We start from the raw sequence: 23,268 nt of genomic DNA on the forward strand, positions 1-23,268 counted from the left end.
AGGGGGGAACTGCAAAGGCAGCTCCATCGGACCATCGGACCATCGGACCATCGGACCGTCGGACCGTCGGACCGTCGAACCATCGGATCATCGGATTACCGAGAACCGAGCGCGTCATCGACCGCCCCCTTTGAAAAAGGGGGCCAGCGCCCGGCGCAAGACCGACGGCTGAGCAGCGCATGGCGCGCGGGGGATTTGCTGTCGCTGGTCGTGACAACGACCAAGCCCCCGCCCTACCCTCTTCGAAGCGGGACGCCTCGCTCGCGCCGCACTCAGGCCGCGAACAACGCCGGCAGCTGCGCCGGCGTGTGCGCCAGGCGCTGCGCGCCGGCTTCGCGCAGTTCGTCTTCGCTGCCGAATCCCCACAACACGCCGATATTGCCCATGCCGTGCTCGGCCGCGCCTTCGATGTCCATGCGCCGGTCGCCGATCATCAGGCAGTCCTGCGCGCGCACTTCCAGACGCCGCAGCGCTTCGCCGATCAGATCGACCTTGTGGGTCAGGCGGCCGTCGACGGTCGAGCCGATCACGTCGTCGAAGCGCTCGCCGAACGGCAGGTGGGCGAGGATCTTGCGCGCATTGTCCTCGTTCTTGGCGGTCACCACCGCCAGTCGATGCCCCGCCGCGTGCGCCGCATCCAGCATCTCGGACACGCCGTCGTAGACGGTGTGCTCGGTCCAGCCTTCGCGGCCATAACGCTCCAGGTACAACGCCACCGCCTGCTCGACCCGCGCCGCGTCGCCGAGCAAGGGGGCGAAGCTGGTGCGCAAGGCCGGCCCGATCCAGCCGCGTAGGGCGGCGTCGTCGGGCACCGGATGCTCCAGCCGCTCGAACGCGTAAGCGATCGAGCGGGTGATGCCGAGCGAGGAATCGATCAGGGTGCCGTCGAGATCGAAGAACAGCGCGCGCCGAGCGCTCACGCCGCGCGCTGCCTGAGCGCGGCCACCGCCGGCAGTTCCTTGCCTTCCAGGAATTCGAGGAAGGCGCCGCCGCCGGTGGAGATGTAGGACACCTCGCCGGCGATGTCGTATTTGTCGACCGCGGCCAGGGTGTCGCCGCCGCCGGCGATCGAGAACGCCTTCGACGCGGCGATCGCGCGCGCCAGCGTTTCGGTGCCCTTGCCGAAGGCGTCGAATTCGAACACGCCGACCGGGCCGTTCCAGACCACGGTGCCGGCGTTCTTGATCAGCTCGGCGTAACGCGCGGCGGTGTCCGGGCCGATGTCGAGGATCATGTCGTCGGCATCGACCGCATCGACCGCCTTGACCGTGGCCGGCGCATCGGCGGCGAAGGCCGGCGCCACCACCACGTCGGTCGGCACCGGGATATCGGCGCCGCGCGCCTTGGCATCGGCCATGATCTTCCTGGCGGTGTCGATCAGGTCGGTCTCGACCAGCGACTTGCCGACCGCAAAGCCCATCGCGGCGATGAAGGTGTTGGCGATGCCGCCGCCGACGATCAACTGGTCGACCTTGGACACCAGCGAGGACAGCAGTTCCAGCTTGGTCGAAACCTTGGAGCCGGCGACGATCGCCAGCAGCGGCCGCGCCGGGTTGTCCAGCGCCTTGGCCAGCGCATCCAGCTCGGCCATCAGCAGCGGGCCGCCGGCGGCGACCTTGGCATGACGGATCGCGCCGTGGGTGGAGGCCTGGGCGCGATGCGCGGTGCCGAAGGCGTCCATCACGAACACGTCGCACAGCGCCGCGTACTGCTTGGACAGGGCTTCGTCGTCCTTGCCTTCGCCGACGTTCATGCGGCAGTTCTCCAGCAGCACCAGCTGGCCCGGCTGCACGTCGACGCCGCCGACCCAATCCTTGACCAGCGGCACCTCGATGCCGAGCAGCTCGGACAAGCGCTGGGCCACCGGCGCCAGCGAATCGGCCTGGCTCCACTGGCCTTCCTTGGGACGGCCCAGGTGCGAGGTGACCATCACCGCCGCGCCCTTCTCCAACGCCAGCTTCAAGGTCGGCAGGGCGGCGAGGATGCGCTGCTCCGAGGTGATCCGGCCATCGTCGATGGGCACGTTGAGATCTTCGCGGATCAGCACGCGCTTGCCGGCGAGATCGAGATCGGTCATGCGGACGATGGACACGGGGCCTCCTGGGGCGATGCGGGGAATGCGGGCGGGGGACGCGGCCGGCGGCAGCCGGCGCTGGGCCGGCTATTGTCGCGGCGCGGGGAGCCGAAAGGAACCTTCGGGGCTGAATGGCGGGGATGGGGATGGGGATGGGGATTCGGATTCGGGATTAGGACGTCAAAGCCGCCGCCTTTGCCGTGAACAGCTTGGCGCCGCTTGGATCTCGCGAGAACGCTCTGAAGCCCCGGAGGGCGGCCCGCAGGGAGGCGGGCCGTGCGCAGCCAGGCCAGGGAGGGCCTGTGCGGAGCAGCCCCGCGCAAACGTCGTCCCATAGTGGCTCTTGACTCGAAACAGCCATGGCGTTTTCTTTGCTTACTTTCTTTGTCGCCTTGGACAAAGAAAGTGACCCGGCCGCTTGCGGGCGGAAGCTTTGGTTTGAGCTTTGAGCTCTGGAGCTTCAGAGACCTGCGAACGACTAACGCCGCGACCGCAAGAACGCGGTCGCGGCTTGCGCCGCTCCTACAGACGATAGCTTCGAGCTTCGATCGCTGACGGCAGTCTTGGGTTTTCTGCGCGTCCCGTGGTCGCGGCTTGTGACCTAAGGAAATCCCTGTGGGACGCCGCTCCTACAGACGATAGCTTCGGGCTTCGATCGCTGACGACGGTCTTGGCTTCTCTGCGCGTCCCGTGGTCGCGGCTTGTGACCGAAGGAAATCCCTGTGGGACGCCGCTCCTACCCCACGCGACAGTTTCGGGCTTCGGTCCACGACAACGGCGGTGGGTTTCCTGCGCGTGCAGAGACGACGGTCGGCTCACGCCGCCGGCGGCGGGCCCGAGCGCAGCAGGCTGAAAGCGAAACCGGCGACGATCAGCGCGCCCGCCACCAGCACCGCCCACAGCACCCACGAACGCCAATCCCGCTTCGGCTCCGGCGGCACCAGCGCCGCCTCGCCCGCCAAGGCCGCCGAGGCGCCCAGGCTGGCCTCGGCCGGTTGCCAGTCGCTGCCGCGGCGCTGGCGCAAGGTCTCGATCAACTCCGCCAACGGCGAATCGGCGCGCGCCGCGCGCGCGCTGCCGGCGACCAGGGCGTACGGCGGCTCGCCCTGGGCCAGGAACACCGCGACTTCGGGCCGGTAGCCCAGGCGCAGCACCGGCTCGCCCGGCACCGCGCCGTTGGCGCGCAGCCGCCAGTGGCGGTCGCGCACCGTCGCCGCCAACTGGCGCGCAGCCGAGCGGTCGCCGGCGCCTTCGCCATCGACCCGGTACGCCATCCACGGCCCGGCGCGCGCGACCCAATGCCCCTCGGCCGTGTCGCGGCTGCTCAGCCGCCACTCCAGGGCGTGATTGCCCGGCAGGGCCACGTCGGCCTGCTGGATCGGAAAGCGTCCGTCGAGCTCGAACTCGAACTCGACCCGGCCCTCGCTCTGTTCGACCCGACGCCCGGTGAGCTCGCGCCATTGCAAGGGCGCGGTCGCCGCGTCCGCGGCCAGTTCGGCCATCACTGCGCTGATCGGCGCCGTCGCGTTCGGATCCTGCGGGGTCAGGCGCAGATAGCGCGCCTGCTCGCCGACCGGATCGAACACGATGCGCCGCTGCAGCAAGCGCTGGCCGCCGCGCTGCAGGTCGATCAGCCGGCCGCTGCTCGGCACCGCGCGCCATCGGTCGAGATCGTCGCTGGCCTCGACCCGGTACGTCGCCTCCAGCGCGGCGCCGGGCGCCCATTCCAGTTCCAGCGCCAGAATCGGCGAGCGCAGCCGGCTGGCATCGATCAACAACGCGGTCTGCGGCGCGCGCGCGCCGCCGGTGCTGCGCGCTTCGACCCGGCGCAGGCGGCCGTCGGTTTCGACCTCGCTGATCAGCTCCCAACCCGCGCCGGCCGCGTCCGCCGGCGCGGCCGGCAAGGCGAACCACGGCAGGCTGGCGCGTTGCGGCGCGCGCGCCAGCGGCTGTTCCGGCGCGAACACCGCCGCCGGCACCGGCCTGCCGGCGCTGTCGAGCACGTCGAGGTCGCGCAATCGCGCATCGCGCACCTGGCGGTACACCGACTCGTCCAGCACCACCCGGTAGGCGCCGCCGTCGTCGCGGCCGAGCCGCAACGGCCATTGGCGCGCGTAGTCGTCGCGTGGCGCGGCGACGGCGGCGAGCGGCAGCAGGCACAGCGCGGCGAACGCGCGCGGCAGGGAACGCAACGCAACAGTCGGGAAGTTCAAACGCCGGTCTCCGCGGAGTCGGATGAGGTTGCCGTCGAGGACGAAGAACGCGCTGCCGGCGCCGCAGCGGACGGCGGCGCCGGCGCGAAGTAGCCGACCACGGTGCACAGCAGGCCGTAGGCGATGAACGAGGCGATGCCGAGCAGATTGCCGAGGTGGCCGCGGTCGACCAGCACCAGCTTGGCCAGCACCACCGCCATCAGCACCGCTCCGGCCAGCCACAGGCCGCGCTGGCCGCGGCGCGAGCCGGCGATCCAGCCGGCCACGCCGAGCACGCTCCAGACCACGGTCAGGCTGGTCTGCACCAGGCTGGTGTCGAACATCGACGGTCCCCAGGACACTGCGCCCCAGGCATGCGCAGCGCGCAGCACCTCCAGGGTGATCAGGCCGAACCCGGCCGCCGCCAGCAACGGCACGCGGCGCCTGCCCAGGCCGGCCTCGACCAGCGGCGAGGCCAGCCACACGCCGGCGATCGCCAGCGCCGCCCACTGCAGCAGGCCGAGCGGATTCAACAGCGGCAACCACGGCAGCGGCGAGGACCGCGCCGGGTCGAAAGCGTACAGCGCGATCGCCAGCCACGCCGCCAGCAGGAACGAGGCCAGCGACGGCGCGCGCCAACGCGGCAACTGCGCCGCCACCGGCCAGCCGATCGCGCGCGGACGCCACAGCAGCAGGGCCGCGCTCGCCAGCACCGGCAACAGCACCGCCGCGGCGCCCCAGCCACTGCCGTAGACCTCGTCGACCGGCACCGTGCGGCCGTCGGGCCGCAGCCAGCGGTGCAGGCCGATGCCGATCGCCAAGGTCCAGGCCCACAGCCAGCCGGCATGGGCGAAACCGAGTTCCGCTCCGGCGCGCTCGCGCAGCGCGGCCAGGCTGCGCGCGCCGCATAGCGCATACGCCGCCCAGGCCAGCCCGCCCAATGCGGCAAACGGCTGCCCGTGCGCTTCGACCTGGGCGAACACCAGCGGCACCGCCGCGAGCAGGGCCAAGGTCGCGGTCGCCGACAGCGCGCGCCAATCGTGGCGGCGGAACACCTCGGCCGCGGCCAGGCCGGTCGCAGCGATCAGCATCAGCACCGCATCGACGCGTTCGCGCGCCATCACAAACTCGGCGATCTCGCTGCCGACCGCGCCCAGCCACCAGGCCAGCCCCCAAACGTAATACGGCAAGGCCAGTCGCGGCGCGGCGCTGCGGCGATGGCTCCAGGCGCTGGCGAAACCGGCGACGGCGATCAGCAGCGCGCCGGCGAAGCTGGCATTGAGCAGCGGACGCTGCGCGTCCCACACCGCATCGCTGGCGCCGATCGCGAACGCGAAGGCGGCCGCCAGTTGCAGGCCGGCGCCGGTCAGCTGCGGCAGCAGGCGGTGCTGGCGCAGGCCCAGCCAGACCAAGGCCGCGCCTTCCAGGGCGAACACGCAGGCGGTGGCTTCGGCCGCCAGGGCCAAGGGGATCGCCAGGGTCGCAAAGCCCACCGCGAGCAAGGCATAGGGCGTGGCCAGGCCGACGAAGCGCGCATCGCGGCGCAGCGCCGCGGCCAGCAGCGCGTACAGCGCGCCCAGGCCCAGCGCGCAGAACGCCAGCGGCATGCGCTCGCCTTCCAGCAAACCCGCTTGCAGCGAGAACGCGATCAACGGCGTGCCGAACACCAGGCAGCCGTCGATCAGGTCGCGTCGCCCGGCGGCGCGGCGGCGTGCGTACAGCACCGGGATCAGCAGATAGAAGGCGAAGAACAGCAGCAGGAACGGTTCGGTGCTGGCGAAGTGCTCGGCGCGGTAGCGCAGCACGCCCCACAGCGTGCCGATGCCCCAGGTGAAGGCGAAGCCGAGCAGGTTCAGCGCCCGCCACGGCCGCCACCAGGCGATGGCGAAGATGCCGGCGTTGAGCACGGCGTAATAGCCGAACAGGGCGACGTGGTTGCCCGAGCCGGTCGACAGCCAGATCGGCGCGAGGAAGCCGGCCAGGATCGCGAACACCGCCAGCGCCAGCGCGTTCTGTCGCACCGCCAGCACCCCGGCGCCGGCCACCAGGGCCACGCTGAGTCCGAACGCGGCCGCGGCCGGGATCATCCCGTACAGCTTGAACGCGGCGAACACCACCAGCAGCAGCACGCCGATCGCGCCGCCCTGCAGGCTCAAGGCGAACGCCCGCTTGCGTTCGCGCTGGCGCCAGCCGAACACCAGGCCGGCCATCGCCGCCAGGGCCACGCCGCTCAGGCGCAATTCCATCGGCAGGCGCATCCAGCCCTGGTCGCTGGCGTACTTCAGCAGGGCGGCGACGCCGGCGAACAACACCAGCACGCCGACCTTGACCGGCACGTTGCCTTCGCTGAACCAGCGCCGCAGCCAGCGCAAGCCGAGCGTGAACACGTCCGGCGGCGGAGGTGCGGCCGGCGCCCGCGGCGCGGCTGGGCGCGGCGGCAAGGGCGGCGGCGCGGCGCGCGCGGCCACCGGCGGGGCCGACGGCAACGGCGGCGGCGGCGGCGATGCGGACGCCGGACCGTCCTGGGCCGCGACGGCCGCTGGCGGCGCAGTGGCCGGGACCGGCCGCGGCGGCGCTTCGCCCGCCATGCGTTCGGCCAGGGTCGGTTCGCGCGTCTCGGCCTGGCTGCGCAGGCCGGTCAGCACGCGCTCCAGTTCGCTCACCCGCGACTTCAGCCCGGCGATCTGGACCAGGGCGACCACGAGCAAGACCGGCACCAGCAGCACCGCCAGCGCCAGCAACACGAGTAGTGATTCCATCACGCTTTCCCGGTCCTTATGGCGCGCACGTTACACCATGCCGGGCTTGGCGATTAAGGGGCTTGACTCTCCTCGCATCTCACTGCCTCACCATATATCGCGTTGACGGATCGAGCGAACCACACTATGTTGTGCCCGTCGGTGCCGGTCGCGAGATCGGCCGAAAAGGGAAGCCGGTAGGGGCAAGGCGTTGGACGCCGCCCGAAGCCGGCGCTGCCCCGCAGCGGTATGGGAAACGAACGGGTCATGGCACTGGGCGGAGCGCCTGGGAAGCGGCCTTAGTAGGCAAGAGCGAGGAGTGGAGCGCAGAGCAGCGAGAAGTGAGACAAGCGGCCCCAAGGGCTTTACTCACTCCTCGCTTCTCTGCGCTCTTTTCTCGCTCTCAAGTCCCGAGCCCGAAGACCTGCCGACAGCCGCGCGCCTGCACACCGCGCGGTACCGGCCCAGGAGTCTTCGGGGGAAGACGGCCGGTGTCGCAACGCGAGGGCCTCGCCGCCGCCGCGTCCGTCCGTTTCGGCGCCATGCGCGGAACGGGCCGCGCCCGTCTCGGCGCGTGCGACACCCTGCCAGCACGCTCCCGAGTTTCCGCGCCCGCGGGGGCACGGCCGTGCCATCGGCGACGCCGCGCGCGCGGCCCGTCGCGATGGCGCGTCCGCGCTTTCCGCACGCCGCCCTTCGCGGGAAGGACGGCGACCCGTGCGCCCATGCCCCGGAGACGCCCATGACCACGCTCGCCACCGATCCTTCCGTCGCCGCCGCCCCCGCCGGCGCCGCCCCGACCCGCCAGGACGCCTCCGCCGCGCCCGGCTTCGCCCTGACGCCGCCCGCGGCCAACCTCACCATGAGCGTGACCAAGCGCAGCGGCCGCCGCGAACCGGTCGACCTGAACAAGATCGTGCGCGCGGTGACCCGCTGCGGCGAAGGCCTGTACTCGGTCGACCCGATGCGCGTGGCCACCCGCACCATCTCCGGCCTGTACGACGGCGCGACCACCCGCGAACTCGACGAACTGTCGATCCGCACCGCCGCCCTGCTGACCGCCGAGGAGCCCGAGTACGGCCGCCTCGCCGCGCGCCTGCTGGCCGGGGTGATCGAGAAGGAAGTCGCCGGAGTCGAGATCCACGCTTTCTCGCAGTCGATCCAGCGCGGCCACGAGCTCGGCCTGATCAACCAGCGCCTGCTCGAATTCGTCCAGGCCCATGCGCGCAAGCTCAACGACGCGATCGACCGCGGCCTGGACGCCCGCTTCGATTACTTCGGCCTGCGCACCCTCTACGACCGTTACCTGCTGCGCCACCCGACCGCGCGCACCGTGATCGAGACCCCGCAGCAGTTCTTCCTGCGCATCGCCTGCGCGCTCAGCGAGGACGTCGGCGACGCCCTGGCGCTGTACCGGCGCATGGCCCAGCTCGACTACATTCCGTCCTCGCCGACCCTGTTCAACGCCGGCACCACCCACGAGCAGCTGTCGAGCTGCTTCCTCCTGGACTCGCCGGACGATTCGCTGGAAGCGATCTACAAGCGCTACATGGACGTGGCCAAGCTGAGCAAGTTCAGCGGCGGCATCGGCCTGAGCTATACCCGGATCCGTTCGCGCGGCTCGCTGATCCGCTCGACCAACGGCCTGTCCAACGGCATCGTGCCGTGGCTGAAGACCCTCGACGCCTCGGTCGCCGCGGTCAACCAGGGCGGCAAGCGCAAGGGCGCGGCCTGCGTGTATCTGGAGCCCTGGCACGCCGACGTCGAGGAATTCCTCGAACTGCGCGACAACACCGGCGACGAAGCGCGCCGCACCCATAACCTCAACCTGGCCAACTGGATTCCGGACGAATTCATGCGCCGGGTCGAAGCCGACGGCGATTGGTCGCTGTTCGACCCGGCCAAGGTGCCGCAGCTGACCGACCTGTGGGGCGAGGCGTTCGAGCGCGCCTACCGCGCCGCCGAAGCCGCCGGCCTGGCGACCAAGAAGGTCAAGGCGCGCGACATCTACGGCCGGATGATGCGCACCCTGGCGCAGACCGGCAACGGCTGGATGAACTTCAAGGACAAGTCCAACCGCGCGTCCAACCAGACCCTGCGCGACGGCAACGTCATCCATCTGTCGAACCTGTGCACCGAGATCCTCGAGGTCACCTCGCAGGACGAGACCGCGGTGTGCAACCTGGGCTCGATCAATCTCTCGCACCACGTCGAGATATACGAGGACGGCAAGGGTGCGTTCGATTTCGACAAGCTGGCCGAGACCGTGCGCCTGGCCGTGCGCCAGCTCGACCGGGTCATCGACCTGAACTTCTACCCGATCGAGACCGCGCGCCGCGCCAACCTCAAGTGGCGCCCGGTCGGCCTGGGCTCGATGGGCCTGCAGGACGTGTTCTTCAAGCTGCGCCTGCCGTTCGACTCGGAACCGGCGCGCAAGCTCGCCCAGGAGATCGCCGAGGCGATCTACTTCCACGCCTTGTCGGCGTCGAACGAACTGGCGATGGAGCACGGCCGGCACCCGGCCTTCGCCGACACCCGCGCCTCGGTCGGCGAGCTGCAGTTCGAAGCCTGGGGCGTGACGCCTTCGCAGCCCGAGCGTTGGGACGCGCTGCGCAAGCGCATCGCCGAGCACGGCCTGCGCAATTCGCTGTTGATCGCGATCGCCCCGACCGCGACCATCGCCTCGATCGCCGGCTGCTACGAATGCATCGAGCCGCAGGTGTCGAACCTGTTCAAGCGCGAGACGCTGTCCGGCGACTTCCTGGTGGTCAACAAGTACCTGGTCGAAGAGCTCAAGCGCCTGGGCCTGTGGACCGCGGACATGCGCGACCGGATCAAGATGGCCGAAGGCTCGATCCAGGCGGTGAACGAGATCCCCGAATCGCTGCGCCAGGTCTACCGCACCGCCTGGGAGCTGCCGATGCGCTCGCTGATCGACATGGCCGCCGACCGCGGCGCCTACATCGACCAGAGCCAGTCGCTCAACCTGTTCATCGAAAGCCCGAACATCGGCCAGCTCAGCTCGATGTACATGTACGCCTGGAAGAAGGGCCTGAAAACCACCTACTACCTGCGTTCGCGCCCGGCGACCAAGATCGCCAAGACCACGGTCAGCGCCCCGGCCGCTGCGGCCGCGCCCAAGCCGGACTACACGCCCAGCGAGGCCATCGCCTGCTCGCTGGAAAACCCGGAAGCCTGCGAAGCCTGCCAGTAACGCGCCGCAAAGCCCCTCTCCCGCATGCGGGAGAGGGGTTGGGGTGAGGGCCGCGCGCCCGCACCGCCCTCATCCGCCCTTCGGGCACCTTCTGCCGCGCGCGGCAGAAGGGAAAAGCATCAAGGAACCGCCATGTCCATCGCTCCGCCCCGCCTGCTCGATCCCGGCTTCGATCTCACCCTGCGGCCGATGCGCTATCCGCATTTCTACGAGATGTACCGCGACGCGATCCGCAACACCTGGACCGTCGAGGAAGTCGATTTCTCGCAGGACGTCAACGACCTCAAGCACAAGTTCGGCCCGGCCGAGCGGCACCTGGTCGAACGCCTGGTCGCGTTCTTCGCCACCGGCGACAGCATCGTCGCCAACAACCTGGTGCTGAACCTGTACCAGCACATCAACGCGCCGGAAGCGCGCATGTACCTGTCGCGGCAGCTGTACGAGGAAGCGCTGCACGTGCAGTTCTACCTGACCCTGCTCGACACTTACCTGCCGGATCCGAACGAGCGCGCCAAGGCCTTCGCCGCGGTCGAGAACATCCCCTCGATCCGGGCCAAGGCCGAGTTCTGCTTCCGCTGGATCGACTCGATCCAGGACTTGAAGCGGATCGAGACCCGCGAGCAGCGCCGCCAGTTCCTGCTCAACCTGATCTGCTTCGCCGGCTGCATCGAAGGCCTGTTCTTCTTCGCCGCCTTCGCCTACGTCTACTACCTGCGCTCGCGCGGCCTGCTCAACGGCCTGGCCTCGGGCACCAACTGGGTGTTCCGCGACGAGAGCTGCCACATGGCGTTCGCGTTCGAAGTCATCCGCACCGCGCGCGAAGAGGAACCCGACCTGTTCGACGCCGACCTGCGCGCGCAGGTGGTGAAGATGTTCGAGGAAGCGGTCGAATGCGAGTGCCTGTTCGCCCAGGACGTATTGTCCGGCGGCGTGGTCGGCCTGTCGCTGAAGGACATGCGCCAGTACCTGCAGTATTGCGCCGACCAGCGCATGGTCCAGCTCGGCATGCCCAAGCATTTCGGCGCGTCCAATCCGTTCGCCTTCATGGACCTGCAGGACGTGCAGGAAGTGACCAACTTCTTCGAACGCCGGGTCTCGGCCTACCAGGTCGGCGTGCAGGGCGAAGTCGCGTTCGACGAAGCGTTCTGATCCGAGAAACCAGCATAGAGAAGCGAGCGCAGAGGAGTGAGTTGTGAGCAGCCGCAAGGCTCCCCTCCTATCCCCATCCGGCTCACTCCTCGCTCCTCTTCACTCGCTCCTCCTTACTCGCCCGCCGCCATGACCGAAGCCCGCATGACCGAAATCGTATTCCCCGACCACACCAATCATCTGGGCACGCTGTTCGGCGGCCAGGCGCTGGCGTGGATGGACAAGGCCGCGTTCATCGCCGCCTCGCGCTATGCGCGGCGCACCGTGGTGACCGCGCGTTCGGAGCAGATCGACTTCCATACCGCGGTGCCCAAGGGCGCGCTGGTCGAGCTGGTCGCGCGGGTGGTCGAAACCGGCCGCACCTCGATGCAGGTCGAAGTCGAGATGCACAAGGAAGACCTGCTGTCGGGCGAGTCGCAGCTCGCCACCCGCGGTCGCTTCACCATGATCGCGCTCGACGGAAACGGCGCGCCGACGCCGGTGCCGCCGCTGACCCGCTGAGCGGAGCCTCCGGGCCGCGTTTCGGCGGCCCGCGCCGGCGCACGGCTCGCCAGCGCAAGCTGCGGATATTCCGCCTGCGCCCCGCTTCCTAGACTGCGCGCACTTTCCCCATCAGGAACTGCGAATGCGTCTGGACCATTACCGCACCCTCGGCCGCTCCGGCCTGCGCGTCAGCCCGGTCAGCCTGGGCACGATGACCTTCGGCGACGACTGGGGCTGGGGCAGCGACCGCGAACAAGCGCGGCAAGTGTTCGATCTCTACCTCGAGCGCGGCGGCAACTTCTTCGACAGCGCCAACTTCTACACCGGCGGCAGCTCCGAGCGCCTGCTCGGCGAGTTCGCCCGCGGCCGTCGCGACGCGCTGGTGATCGCGACCAAGTACTCGCTGAGCATGGATCCGGCCGACCCCAACGCCGGCGGCAACCACCGCAAGAACCTGCAGCGGTCGGTCGAGGCCAGCCTGCGCCGGCTCGGCAGCGACTACATCGACCTGCTGTACCTGCACGCCTGGGACGACACCACCCCGGCCGAGGAGGTGATGCGCGGCTTCGACGACCTGGTCCGCGCCGGCAAGGTGCTCTACGCGGGCGTCTCCGATCTGCCGGCCTGGCAGGCCGCGCGCATGCAGACTCTGGCCGAGCTGCGCGGCTGGTCGCCGCTGATCGCGCTGCAGATCGAAGCCAGCCTGGCCCAGCGCGACGGCGAGCGCGAACTGCTGCCGATGGCGCAGGCGCTGGGGCTGGGCGTCACCGCCTGGTCGCCGTTGGCCTCGGGCGTGCTGAGCGGCAAGTACAGCCGCGCCGACCTCGATCCGGCCGGCGCCCACGGCCGGCATGCGGTGGCGATCGGCAACGGCGCGCTGACCGAGCGCGCGCTGGACATCGCCGAGGTGGTCAAAGCCGTCGCCCAGGACATGCAGCGCACCCCGGCGCAGGTCGCGCTGGCCTGGTTGCTGCAGGGCCCGCGACCGATCGTGCCGGTGATCGGCGCGCGCACTCCGGCGCAGTTGCTGGAGAATCTGGAGGCGCTCGAGGTCGTGTTCGAGCCGGCGCAGTTGCAGCGCCTGGACGAGGCCAGCGCGGTGCGCCTGGGTTTCCCGCACGACTTCCTCGCCATGCCCGGCATCCGCCAGGCCATGCTGGGCGCGCGGCCGATCCAGCGCGGCTGGTGATCCGCCCGGCCGCGGCCGGCGCCCTATTCGCGGCGCTTGCCGCCGGCCTTGCGCGCGCTGAGCTTGGCCGGCCCGCCCGCGGTCGGCTCGTCGTCCGCCACCGCCGCCGCCAGAGGCGGCAGCGCCGGCTCGTGCAGGTACAGATCGGCCGGGCTGTCGTGCGGGCAGCTGCGGTCGGGGAAGCCGTGGCGCGACTGCACTTCGCGCGCGCAGTCCGGCAGCGCGCCGAAGTGCTTGCCGGAGGCCATGCATTGCGCGTCGACCTCGCGCCGCACCTGCTCGCGCCGGCGCACGAAATCCTCGCCGCACTTGCGGGTCAGGCGGATCCGGTCGAGGTCGTCCTGGGCCGCGTTGCTGCCGTCCAGGCCGTACAGGGTCAGTTCGTCGGGCGTCAGGATGCGCAGGTCGCGGTTGGCGACGGTCATCATCAGGTCGGCGACCGCGGTGGCGACGCCGTTGCGCTCCAGGTAGTCGCGCACTTCGCGGTTGATCGCGCGCAGCTCGCGGCTGAGTTCGGCGCGCGAGGTCGCGGTCGAACGATCGCGCATCAGCCGGTGGATGCCGACCTTGCCCTCGGCCGAGCGGGTGTCGCCGGCGGCCAGCACCAGCACGCAGGCGCTGTGGCAGACCGCGCCCTCGCGCACCCAGATCGACCAGCCCGACTCGGCGATCGAATCGCCGGCGCGGATCGCCTCTTCGACGTGGCCGCCGCTGGAGTCGATGTCGAGGATCCGGGCCGGGATCTCCATCCGCGCGGCCATCGCCGCGACCCGCTGCACCAGGGCGGTGAAGCCGGCGCCGATCTTGCCTTCGTAGCGCACCCGCACCACCCCGGCCGACTGGCACGGCGCCAAGGCGTCGACCAGGCTGAAGAAATCCAGTCCGCTCAGCGGCTCGCCGTCGCCGTCGGCCAGGTAGTCGTAGCCGCAGCTGATCCGCGCCGTGCCGTTGTCGAGCTTGGCCGGCGGCCAATAGGTGCCGCGCAGGACCTCGGCGTCGCTCGGCGGCGCCGAGGCGGTCGCCGGCATCGCCCGCGCCGGATCGTTCTGGCTGCCCAGGGTCACGCTCTCGGCGCGGGCCGGAGCCGGCGCGGCGTCTTTGCCGCAGCCCGCCAGGCCCAGCAGACACAATCCCAGCGCAAGCGACCATCTGTAAAACATGTTCCACCCATCGAATTCGGGATCGCGGGCCGTCCCGGGCCCGCATCGCGCAGCGTCGCGACGCTGCCACGTTAGCCGCAGCCATTATCCGACTCAACGGCCTCGCGACGCCGCCGGCGGCCGCCTGTGCTGCGCGCTTCATCTTCGTCGCCGGCGCATGAACGCCAGCCGGCGAAATCCGCCCGGCGCGCCGGTCGCCGACGCCGGCGATGCGCAGCCGGCAGACCGGGCAAAGCGGCACGTCCCGCGCACGCGCCGATTGACTCCGTCGGCGGCGCTGCGTAACTTGGCACCGTTACGGTGAACATCGCTTCATAAAGATAAAGCGATGCGACACGCCGCCACCGGTCCGCCGGCGGCGGCCAGAGGGAATCCGGTGCGAATCCGGAGCTGCCCCGCAGCGGTATGGGAAACGAACGGGCCTTGGCACTGGGCGATCGCCTGGGAAGCGGCCTGAGTAGGAGACGCCGGAGGCGAGAAAAGAGCGGCCGGGAACGAGCGACTACTCGTTCCTCGTTTCTCCGCACTCGTTCCCGGCTTCAAGTCCCGAGCCCGAAGACCTGCCGCGACCGGAAGGTTCGCCTTCCGTCCGACTCCGGCCGTGCGCCGGTCGCGCGCCTCGCGGTGCCGGCCGCTGCGCGGATCCGGTTCGCCCGCGGGGGCGAAGGTCGACACCAGGGCAGACCGCAACCGGGCGCGCAACGCCGGGTCGGCGCCGCCGTGGTCTCCTTCGTTGCCCTGCGTCATGCCCACGCATCGCAGGTACTCATCATGATCAGCGTTACCCATCTCGGCTTCCCGCGCATCGGCGCGCGGCGCGAGCTCAAGCAGGCCCTGGAATCGTTCTGGAAAGGCGAGACCGCGGCCGACGCCCTGCACGCCAGCGCCGCCGCGCTGCGCGAGCGCCACTGGCGCCTGGCCAGCGCCGCCGGCGCCGACAGCGTGCCGTGCAACGACTTCTCCCTCTACGACCAGGCGCTCGACACGTCGGTGCTGTTCGACGCGATTCCGGCCAGCCATCGCGAGCTGTACGAACACGACCCGCTGGCCGGCTACTTCGCCCTCGCCCGCGGCGTGCAGGACGGCCGGCGCGATCTGCGCGCGCTGGAAATGACCAAGTGGTTCGACACCAACTACCACTACCTGGTGCCGCAGTTCGAGCCCGGCCAACGCTTCGCCCTGCGCGCCGACAAGCCGCTGGCCGAACTGGCCCAGGCCCAGGCCCTGGGGCTGCAGGCGCGGCCGGTGCTGCTGGGCCCGGTGACCTGGCTCAAGCTCGGCAAGCGCCGCGACGGCGGCGACCCGCGCGAACTGCTGGATGCCTTGTTGCCGGCGTATGCGCAGTTGCTCGAACGGCTCAAGGCCGCCGGCGCGCAATGGGTGCAGATCGACGAGCCGGCGCTGGTGCTCGACCTCGACGACGCCGACCGCGCCGCCTACCGCCGCGCCTACGCCGCGCTGGCCGAGGCCGACGCGCCGCAGCGCCTGCTGACCACCTACTTCGGCGGGCTCGGCGACAACGCCGCGCTGGCGGCGCAGTTGCCGGTGCAGGGCCTGCACCTGGACCTGGTGCGCGCGCCGCAGCAACTGGAAAGCCTGCTCGCCCTGCTGCCGGCCGAGCGCGCGCTGAGCCTGGGCGTGGTCGACGGCCGCAACATCTGGCGCGCCGATCTCGACGCCGCGTTGAGCCTGGCCCGCCGCGCCGGCGCGCGCGCGCAGTGGCTGGCGCCGTCGTGTTCGCTGCTGCACGTGCCGACCGATCTGGAACTGGAACGCAAGCTGCCCGGACCGCTGCGGCAGTGGATGGCCTATGCCAGGCAGAAGATCGAAGAGCTGCGCCTGCTCGCCGACGCCCTGGCCGGCGACGAGGGCGCGGCGCGCGAGCTGGCCGCGGCCGCCAGCGCGCGCGCCGCGCGCCTGGCCTCGCCGCTGCTGCGCAATCCGCAGGTGCGCCGGCGCCTGGCCGACGTGCGTCCGGAAATGAGCCGGCGCGCCTCGCCGTATCCGCGCCGGATCGCCTTGCAGCAAAAGCGCCTCGGGCTGCCGCCGTTCCCGACCACCACCATCGGCTCGTTCCCGCAGACCGCACAGGTGCGGCGCGCGCGCGCCGAACACAAGGCCGGGCGCCTGGACGACGCCGGCTATCGCCGCTTCCTGGAGCAGGAAACCCGCGACTGCCTGAAGGAACAGGAAGCGCTGGGCCTGGACCTGCTGGTGCATGGCGAGTTCGAGCGCAACGACATGGTCGAGTACTTCGGCGAGCGGCTCGACGGCTTCGCCTTCACCGCCCACGGCTGGGTGCAGAGCTACGGCTCGCGCTGCGTCAAACCGCCGGTGCTGTACGGCGACGTGGCGCGGCCCAAGCCGATGACGGTGCGCTGGACCCGCTACGCCCAGACCCAGACCGCGCGCCCGGTCAAGGGCATGCTGACCGGCCCGGTGACGATCCTGCAGTGGTCGTTCGTGCGCGACGACCAGCCGCGCGCCGACAGTTGCCGGCAGATCGCCCTGGCTCTGCGCGAGGAGGTGCAGGACCTGGACGCGGCCGGCATCGCCGCGATCCAGATCGACGAACCGGCGCTGCGCGAAGGCCTGCCCCTGCGCCGCGCCGACTGGCCGGCCTACCTGGCCTGGGCCGGCGACAGCTTCCGCCTCGCCGCCAGCGGGGTCAGCGACGCGACCCAGATCCACACCCACATGTGCTACGCCGAGTTCAACGACATCATCGAGGCGGTGGCCGCGCTGGACGCCGACGTGATCTCGATCGAGACCTCGCGCTCGCGGATGGAACTGCTAGACGCCTTCGCCCGCTACCGTTATCCCAACGGCATCGGCCCGGGCGTGTACGACATCCATTCGCCGCGGGTGCCGAGCGAGACGGAAATGCGCGAGTTGCTCGACAAGGCGCTGGAAGTGCTGGCGCCGGAGCAGTTGTGGGTGAATCCGGACTGCGGCTTGAAGACCCGCGGCTGGCCGGAAGTGCGCGCGGCGCTGCGGGCGATGGTGCAGGCCGCGCGCGGCCTGCGCGAATCGCTCGCCGCGCCGGCCTGAGCGACCCGCAAGCTTGCGCTTTTGCTTTTGCTTTTGCTTTTGAGCTTGGCGTCGCGACGGACTCGCCAGAACAAAAGCAGCCCCGGAGGGCGGCCCGCAGGGATGCGGGCCGTGCGCAGCCAGGCCATGGAGGGCCTGTGCGGAGCAGCCCCGCGCGAGCCTCGTTCCATAGTGGCTCTTGATCCGAAACAGGAATGGCGTTTTCTTTGGTTACTTTTTGACCGCCGGAAATCCCGTGGGACTTTGTCGCCTTGGACAAAGAAAGTGACCCGGCCGCTTGCGGACGGAAGCTTTGGCCTTTGGAGCTTTATAGCTTTTGAAGCCGCCGAACGACATACGCCGCGAGACTGCAACAGCGCGGTCGCGGCTTGTGACCGAAGGAAATCCCTGTGGGGCGTCGCTCCTACCCTTCGCGATGGTTTCGGGCTTCGATCGATGGCGGAGGCGTTGATTCCTCTGCGCGTCCCTTGGTCGCGGCTTACGCCGCTCCTACAGGGGGGGCAGGACAAAGACGCGGCGAACGGGAGAGGTGGCGGTCGCGGCTTGTGACCGAAGGAAATCCCTGTGGGGCGCCGCTCCTACCCTTCGCGATGGTTTCGGGCTTCGATCGATGGCGGAGGCGTTGATTCCTCTGCGCGTCCCTTGGTCGCGGCTTACGCCGCTCCTACAGGGGGTGCAGGACAAAGACGCGGCGAACGGGAGAGATGGCGGTCGCGGCTTGTGACCGAAGGAAATCCCTGTGGAGCGCCGCTCCTACCCCAGGCGCGATGGGATCGGGCTTCGATCGATGACGAAGGCGTTGATTCCTCTGCGCGTCCCGCGGACAAAGAAAAAGCCCCGCGAATGCGGGGCTCTTCCGGATCGCTGCCGGGCGCCGATGGCGCCGGCGTACGCCGCTTACTTGCCGGCGACGACCTTGACCATTTCCAGGCACTTGTTCGAATAGCCCCACTCGTTGTCGTACCAGCTGACCAGCTTGACGAAGGTGCCGTCCAGGGCGATGCCGGCCTCGGCGTCGAAGATCGAGGTGCGCGCGTCGCCGCGGAAGTCGGTCGCCACGACCTTGTCCTCGGTGTAGCCCAGCACGCCCTTCAGCGCGCCTTCCGACTGCGCCTTCATTTCGGCGCAAATCTCGGCGTAGGTGGCGTCCTTGTTCAGTTCGACGGTCAGGTCGACCACCGACACGTCCGAGGTCGGCACGCGGAACGACATGCCGGTGAGCTTCTTGTTGAGCTCCGGGATCACCACGCCGACCGCCTTGGCCGCGCCGGTGCTGGACGGGATGATGTTCTCCAGGATGCCGCGGCCGCCGCGCCAGTCCTTGTTGGACGGACCGTCGACGGTCTTCTGGGTCGCGGTGGCGGCATGCACGGTGGTCATCAGGCCGCGCTTGATGCCCCACTTGTCGTTCAGCACCTTGGCCAGCGGGGCCAGGCAGTTGGTGGTGCACGAGGCGTTGGAGACGATCGCCTCGCCCTTGTAGGTCTTGTCGTTGACGCCATAGACGAACATCGGCGTGTCGTCCTTGGACGGCGCCGACAGCACCACCTTCTTGGCGCCGGCGTCCAGGTGCTTCTGCGCGGTGACCTTGTCGAGGAACAGGCCGGTGGACTCGATGACGACTTCGGCGCCGACCTCGTCCCACTTCAGGTTGGCCGGATCGCGTTCCTGGGTCAGGCGGATCTTCTTGCCGTTGACGATCAGGGTATTGCCCTCGACCGCGACCGTGCCCTTGAAGCGGCCGTGGACCGAGTCGTACTGCAGCATGTAAGCCAGGTAGTCCGGCTCGAGCAGATCGTTGATGGCGACGATTTCGATCTCGTTGCCGAAGTTCTGCACGGCCGCGCGCAGGACATTGCGCCCGATGCGGCCGAAGCCGTTGATGCCTACCTTGATCGTCATTGACTACTCCTGCGGCCGCCCCGGGGCGGGTCGATGGGGAAACCATCATTCTAACAAGCCCGGCCCACCGCCCGCAGAACGGCCCGTCCCGTGGCGGCGAAGGGTCGCCCGGACGGGCGGCCGAGGGGGCGGAAAGGACTGGGATCGGAGTCAAGGTTTGATGTTCGGGGCCGTCTTTAGAGTGCGCAGTGGCACAAGCCCCGTTCAGCAAGATTACAATCCGGCCTTTCCGACCACCCAGGGGACTCAAGGAATGAACCATCGACTGATCGGCGGCGCCCTCGCCGCAGCCCTCGCCTGCGCCGCCCAGCCGGCCCTGGCCCAGCAAGCCGGCAACTTCACCATCGGCATCGGCGCCCACCAGGTCAACCCGAAGTCCAACAACGGCACCGTCCTCAACGGCGCGGCCCAGCTGGAAATCGACGACAACGTCCAGCCGACCTTCACCTTCGAATACTTCATCCGCGAAAACCTCGGCATCGAAGTGCTGGCGGCAACGCCGTTCAAGCACGACATCGCGGTCAAGGGCGTGGGCAAGGTCGGCCAGACCAAGCACCTGCCGCCGACCTTCTCGCTGCAGTACCACTGGAACAGCCGCGGCACCGTCTCGCCCTTCGTCGGCGTCGGCGTCAACTACACGACCTTCTTCAGCGAGAAGACCAGCGGCGCGCTGGACGGGCTGGACCTGCGCCTGGAGGACTCGGTCGGCGTCGCCGCCCACGCCGGCATCGACTTCATCCTGACCGAGCGCAGCGCGATCCGGGTCGACGCGCGCTGGATGGACATCTCCTCCGACGTCGAGATCGAAGGCCAGAAGGTCGGCAAGGCCGAGATCGACCCGACCGTGTACGGCCTGGCCTACGTGATGAAGTTCTGATCCGCGCCCGGCCTCGGCCGATAAAGCCCCGGCCCGTCGCCCCGGCCGCCGCCGCGCTTGCGGCGCGGCCGTCGCGCGGCGATGGCGGCCCGCGCCGCGCACCGCCATGTTGGGACAGTTCCGCTGCGGCGGGCTTCGGTAGAGTGGGCCGATGAACCTGTCCCCTCGCCTGACTTCCTCCTCCCTGGCCGCACGCGTCCTGCGCCCTTTGGCCTGCGCCGCGGCGTTGCTGACCGTGCCGGCGCAAAGCCTGGCCTGGGGCCCGCAAGGCCACCGCCTGGTCGCCGCCCTGGCCTGGGACCGACTGAGCCCGCAGGCCCGCGCCGAGGCGCAAAGGCTGCTGGCCGGCGAAGCCGACCCGACCCTGCCCGGCATCGCCAACTGGGCCGACGAGCTGCGCGCCAACGATCCCAAGCTCGGCAAGCTCAGCGCCAAGTGGCATTACGTCAACCTGGCCGAGCGCGGCACCGGCAACGACTGCGCCTATCAGCCGGCCCGGCATTGCCCCGGCGGCGACTGCGCGATCGAAGCGATCCGCAACCAGACCGCGATCCTCGCCGACCCCGGCCGCAGCCGCGCAGAGCGCCTGCAGGCGCTGAAGTTCGTGGTCCATCTGGTCGGCGACGTGCACCAGCCGCTGCACGCCGGCTACGCCGACGACAAGGGCGGCAACGATTTCCAGATCCATATCGACGGCGAGCCCGAGCCGGCCGACGGCTACGGCACCAACCTGCATTCGCTGTGGGACAGCCGCATGCTGAGCATGGCCAGGCTCGACGATGCGGCCTACCTGGCCAAGCTGCGGCGCAACCCGCTGCCGCAGGTCAAGGCGATCGGCCTGCCGCCGGCGGCGGCGGACTGGGCCCGGCAGTCGTGCCGGATCGTCGAACGGCCGGGCCTGTATCCGCCCAGCCATACCCTGGATGCGTCCTATGTCGCGACCTGGCGCCCGGTCGCCGAGCAGCAGTTGCGGCTCGGCGGCGCGCGCCTGGCCGCCGTGCTCGACGCCGCGCTCGCGCCGCGGCGCTGACCGGCGGCCGCAAGCGCAGCGAGCGCTGCCGTATCCTGGATAGCGAACGCTAGGCCGCAGCAGCCGCGCTGCAGGAGACCGGCATGACGCCGCAGGTTCTGCCCTTCCACCATCGCGATACCGGCACCTGGTCCTACCTGGTCGCCGACCCCGACAGCGGCGCGGCGGCGATCGTCGATCCGGTGCTGGACTATCAGGCCGCCTCCGCGCGCACCGCGCTGGACTCGGCGCAACGCCTGCTCGACGCCGCCGCGCAGCGCGGCTGGCGGATCCAGTGGCTGCTGGAAACCCATGCCCATGCCGACCACCTCAGCGCCGCGCACCTGCTGCGCGAGCGTCTGCGCGCCGGCGGCGCCGCGCCGCAGCTGGCGATCGGCCGCGGCATCGAGCAGGTGCGCCGCCACTTCGCTCCGCTGTTCGGCCTGCCCGAGCGCGACCCGGCGCCGGCCTTCGACCGCCTGTTCGAGGACGAGGAGCGCTTCCGCGTCGGCGGCTTGCCGGCGCAGGCGATCCCGGTGCCCGGCCACACCCGCGACAGCCTGGCTTATCTGATCGGCGATGCGCTGTTCGTCGGCGATTCGCTGTTCCTGCCCGACAGCGGCACCGCGCGCTGCGACTTTCCCGGCGGCGATGCGGCGCAGTTGTATCGCTCGATCCAGCGCCTGTACCGCCTGCCCGACGCGACCCGGGTGTTCGTCTGCCACGACTACGGCAAGCCCGACCGCGAACCGGCCTGCGAAACCACGATCGGCGAACAGAAGCGCAGCAACGCGCATGTGCGCGCCGATACCGGCGAGGCCGAGTTCGTGGCCCTGCGCCAGGCGCGCGACGCGACCCTGGCGGTGCCGGCGCTGATCCTGCCGGCGCTGCAGGTGAATCTGCGCGGCGGCGCCCTGCCCGAAGCGGACGCCGACGGCCAACGCTATCTGAAGCTGCCGCTCGATCGTCTATAGCCCGACGACTCGAGCGGGCGATCGGCCTCCACCGCACACCAGAATGCCGCGCTCGCGCCAGCGGCGAAGGCCATGGCCGCACGCTCGACTGCGAAGGCGTGCCGTTGCACGCGCTGCTGCGCAAGCAAGGCGCCATGCCGAACCAACCGCTGCGCGGCGCCGGGCCGGCGCGGGTGGCGGTGGTGCGCGCCCGCGACGGCTACCGCGCCGCGTTCTCGCTGGCCGAGCTCGATCCCCGCCCGGGCGCGCGCGAGGCGCTGCTCGCCGACCGCTGCAACGGCGCCGCCCCGGGTTCGCAAGATGGCCCCTGGCGGCTGATCGCGCCGGCCGAATCGCGGCCGGCGCGCTGGGTGCGCCTGGCCGACTCGACCCAGGTCGTCGACGCGCCCTGAGCGCAGGCACGGCGACGGCGCTTCGCGCTACTCTCGCCCTACCCCACCCACCGAGGCTTCGCGCCATGCCCCGCCTGCTCCGCCGTTTGCTCGGCGTCTTGTGCGTCGTCGGCCTGCTCGCCGCCGGTCCGCTCGCCGCGCAAGCGCGCAACGCCGCCGCCCCGGTCACGGTGTTCGCCGCCGCCAGCCTCAAGGAGTCGCTGGACGAAGCCGCGGCCGCGTTCCAGCGCAGCGGCGGCGTTCCGGTGCGGGTCTCCTATGCGGCCAGTTCGGCGCTGGCGCGGCAGATCGAACAGGGTGCGCCGGCCGATGCCTTCGTCTCGGCCGATCTGGAGTGGATGGACTATCTGCAGGAGCGCGGCCTGATCGACGTGCCCAGCCGACGCAACCTGCTCGGCAACCGGCTGGTGCTGATCGCGCCGCAAGCCAGCCGCGCGCGCGCGGTCGCGCTCAAGCCCGGGGTCGATCTCAAGCCTTGGCTCGGAAACGGCCGCCTGGCCCTGGCCCTGACCGCGAGCGTGCCGGCCGGCAAGTACGCCCGCGCCGCCTTCGTCCGCTACGGCGTGTGGGATGCGCTGCAACCGCGCGTGGCCGAAGCCGAGAACGTGCGCGCTGCGCTGATGCTGGTGGCGCGCGGCGAAGCGCCGCTGGGCGTGGTTTACGCCAGCGATGCGCACGCCGAACCCAAGGTGCGGGTGCTGTCGACCTTCCCGGCCGACAGTCATCCGCCGATCGTCTATCCGGCGGCGAGGCTGGTCTCGAGCAAACACCCGGGCGCGGCCGCGTTCGTGCGCTGGCTGGGCACGCCGGCCGCGGCGACGATCTTCCGCCGTCACGGCTTCGCGGTACTGAAGTGAGCGCGCG

16 protein-coding genes and 2 riboswitches are annotated in these 23,268 nt (G+C 70.3%); of the genes, 10 read left to right on the forward strand and 6 right to left on the reverse strand.

All coding sequences use genetic code 11. The annotated features are described in order from the left end of the window. Positions 1-272 precede the first annotated feature (272 nt). The 4 genes from AC3A57_RS20475 to AC3A57_RS20490 form a co-directional block, all read right to left on the reverse strand. The gene (locus AC3A57_RS20475) at positions 273-920 is read right to left on the reverse strand and encodes an HAD hydrolase-like protein (RefSeq protein WP_487580588.1); all 648 of its coding nucleotides are present in this window, start codon (positions 918-920) and stop codon (positions 273-275) included. Then, positions 917-2,092, reverse strand: a complete 1,176-nt coding sequence (locus AC3A57_RS20480) for a phosphoglycerate kinase (protein WP_487580589.1) — start codon at positions 2,090-2,092, stop codon at positions 917-919. Before AC3A57_RS20480 ends, AC3A57_RS20475 begins: the two co-directional genes overlap by 4 nt. A 797-nt stretch (positions 2,093-2,889) precedes the next feature. Next, complete coding sequence (locus tag AC3A57_RS20485) at positions 2,890-4,266, reverse strand: DUF3999 domain-containing protein (protein ID WP_487580590.1); 1,377 nt, start codon at positions 4,264-4,266, stop codon at positions 2,890-2,892. A gap of 17 nt (positions 4,267-4,283) precedes the next feature. Beyond that, positions 4,284-7,025: a DUF2339 domain-containing protein gene (locus tag AC3A57_RS20490; protein WP_487580591.1), complete on the reverse strand. Its 2,742-nt coding sequence runs from the start codon at positions 7,023-7,025 to the stop codon at positions 4,284-4,286. Positions 7,026-7,147: 122 nt separating this feature from the next. Beyond that, positions 7,148-7,450: riboswitch (cobalamin riboswitch) on the forward strand. Between the two features lie 416 nt (positions 7,451-7,866). Between AC3A57_RS20490 and AC3A57_RS20495 the strand changes: the two genes are divergently transcribed. The 4 genes from AC3A57_RS20495 to AC3A57_RS20510 all read left to right on the forward strand — a co-directional run bounded on the left by AC3A57_RS20495 (position 7,867) and on the right by AC3A57_RS20510 (position 13,039). After that, complete coding sequence (locus AC3A57_RS20495; RefSeq protein ID WP_487580654.1) at positions 7,867-10,218, forward strand: ribonucleoside-diphosphate reductase subunit alpha; 2,352 nt, start codon at positions 7,867-7,869, stop codon at positions 10,216-10,218. A 132-nt stretch (positions 10,219-10,350) separates the two neighbouring features. Next, positions 10,351-11,367 (forward strand): ribonucleotide-diphosphate reductase subunit beta, encoded by a 1,017-nt coding sequence (locus tag AC3A57_RS20500; protein ID WP_487580592.1) that lies wholly within the window; start codon positions 10,351-10,353, stop codon positions 11,365-11,367. A 144-nt stretch (positions 11,368-11,511) separates the two neighbouring features. Further along, positions 11,512-11,868, forward strand: coding sequence for an acyl-CoA thioesterase (locus AC3A57_RS20505; RefSeq protein ID WP_487580593.1), 357 nt, complete (start codon positions 11,512-11,514; stop codon positions 11,866-11,868). A gap of 124 nt (positions 11,869-11,992) precedes the next feature. After that, positions 11,993-13,039, forward strand: a complete 1,047-nt coding sequence (locus AC3A57_RS20510) for an aldo/keto reductase (RefSeq protein WP_487580594.1) — start codon at positions 11,993-11,995, stop codon at positions 13,037-13,039. A 23-nt stretch (positions 13,040-13,062) separates the two neighbouring features. Here AC3A57_RS20510 and AC3A57_RS20515 read toward each other — a convergent pair whose 3' ends face one another. After that, a complete protein-coding gene (locus AC3A57_RS20515; protein ID WP_487580595.1) occupies positions 13,063-14,199 on the reverse strand; it encodes a COG3904 family protein in 1,137 nt (378 codons plus the stop codon). Positions 14,200-14,527: 328 nt separating this feature from the next. After that, positions 14,528-14,781: riboswitch (cobalamin riboswitch) on the forward strand. 189 nt (positions 14,782-14,970) lie between these two features. Here AC3A57_RS20515 and metE point away from each other — a divergent pair. Then, on the forward strand, positions 14,971-17,250 hold the full coding sequence (gene metE / locus AC3A57_RS20520; protein WP_487580596.1) for a 5-methyltetrahydropteroyltriglutamate--homocysteine S-methyltransferase: 2,280 nt from the start codon (positions 14,971-14,973) through the stop codon (positions 17,248-17,250). 897 nt (positions 17,251-18,147) lie between these two features. On the opposite strand, the gene gap is transcribed toward metE, so the two are convergent. Continuing rightward, positions 18,148-19,152, reverse strand: a complete 1,005-nt coding sequence (gap, locus tag AC3A57_RS20525) for a type I glyceraldehyde-3-phosphate dehydrogenase (RefSeq protein WP_221671453.1) — start codon at positions 19,150-19,152, stop codon at positions 18,148-18,150. A gap of 253 nt (positions 19,153-19,405) precedes the next feature. Here gap and AC3A57_RS20530 point away from each other — a divergent pair, with 253 nt between their 5' ends. From AC3A57_RS20530 to modA, 5 genes are all read left to right on the forward strand, one after another. Then, positions 19,406-20,029, forward strand: coding sequence for an OmpW/AlkL family protein (locus tag AC3A57_RS20530; protein WP_487580597.1), 624 nt, complete (start codon positions 19,406-19,408; stop codon positions 20,027-20,029). A gap of 151 nt (positions 20,030-20,180) precedes the next feature. Then, a complete protein-coding gene (locus tag AC3A57_RS20535; protein ID WP_487580598.1) occupies positions 20,181-21,059 on the forward strand; it encodes a S1/P1 nuclease in 879 nt (292 codons plus the stop codon). Between the two features lie 83 nt (positions 21,060-21,142). After that, positions 21,143-22,012: an MBL fold metallo-hydrolase gene (locus tag AC3A57_RS20540; RefSeq protein ID WP_487580599.1), complete on the forward strand. Its 870-nt coding sequence runs from the start codon at positions 21,143-21,145 to the stop codon at positions 22,010-22,012. Between the two features lie 98 nt (positions 22,013-22,110). Continuing rightward, positions 22,111-22,404 (forward strand): hypothetical protein, encoded by a 294-nt coding sequence (locus tag AC3A57_RS20545; protein ID WP_487580600.1) that lies wholly within the window; start codon positions 22,111-22,113, stop codon positions 22,402-22,404. Between the two features lie 65 nt (positions 22,405-22,469). Then, entirely contained in the window at positions 22,470-23,261 is a 792-nt protein-coding gene (modA, locus tag AC3A57_RS20550; RefSeq protein ID WP_487580601.1) for a molybdate ABC transporter substrate-binding protein, read from the forward strand. Positions 23,262-23,268 lie beyond the last annotated feature (7 nt).

The sequence above is a fragment of the Lysobacter sp. Soil_C_15 genome, from assembly GCF_057657315.1.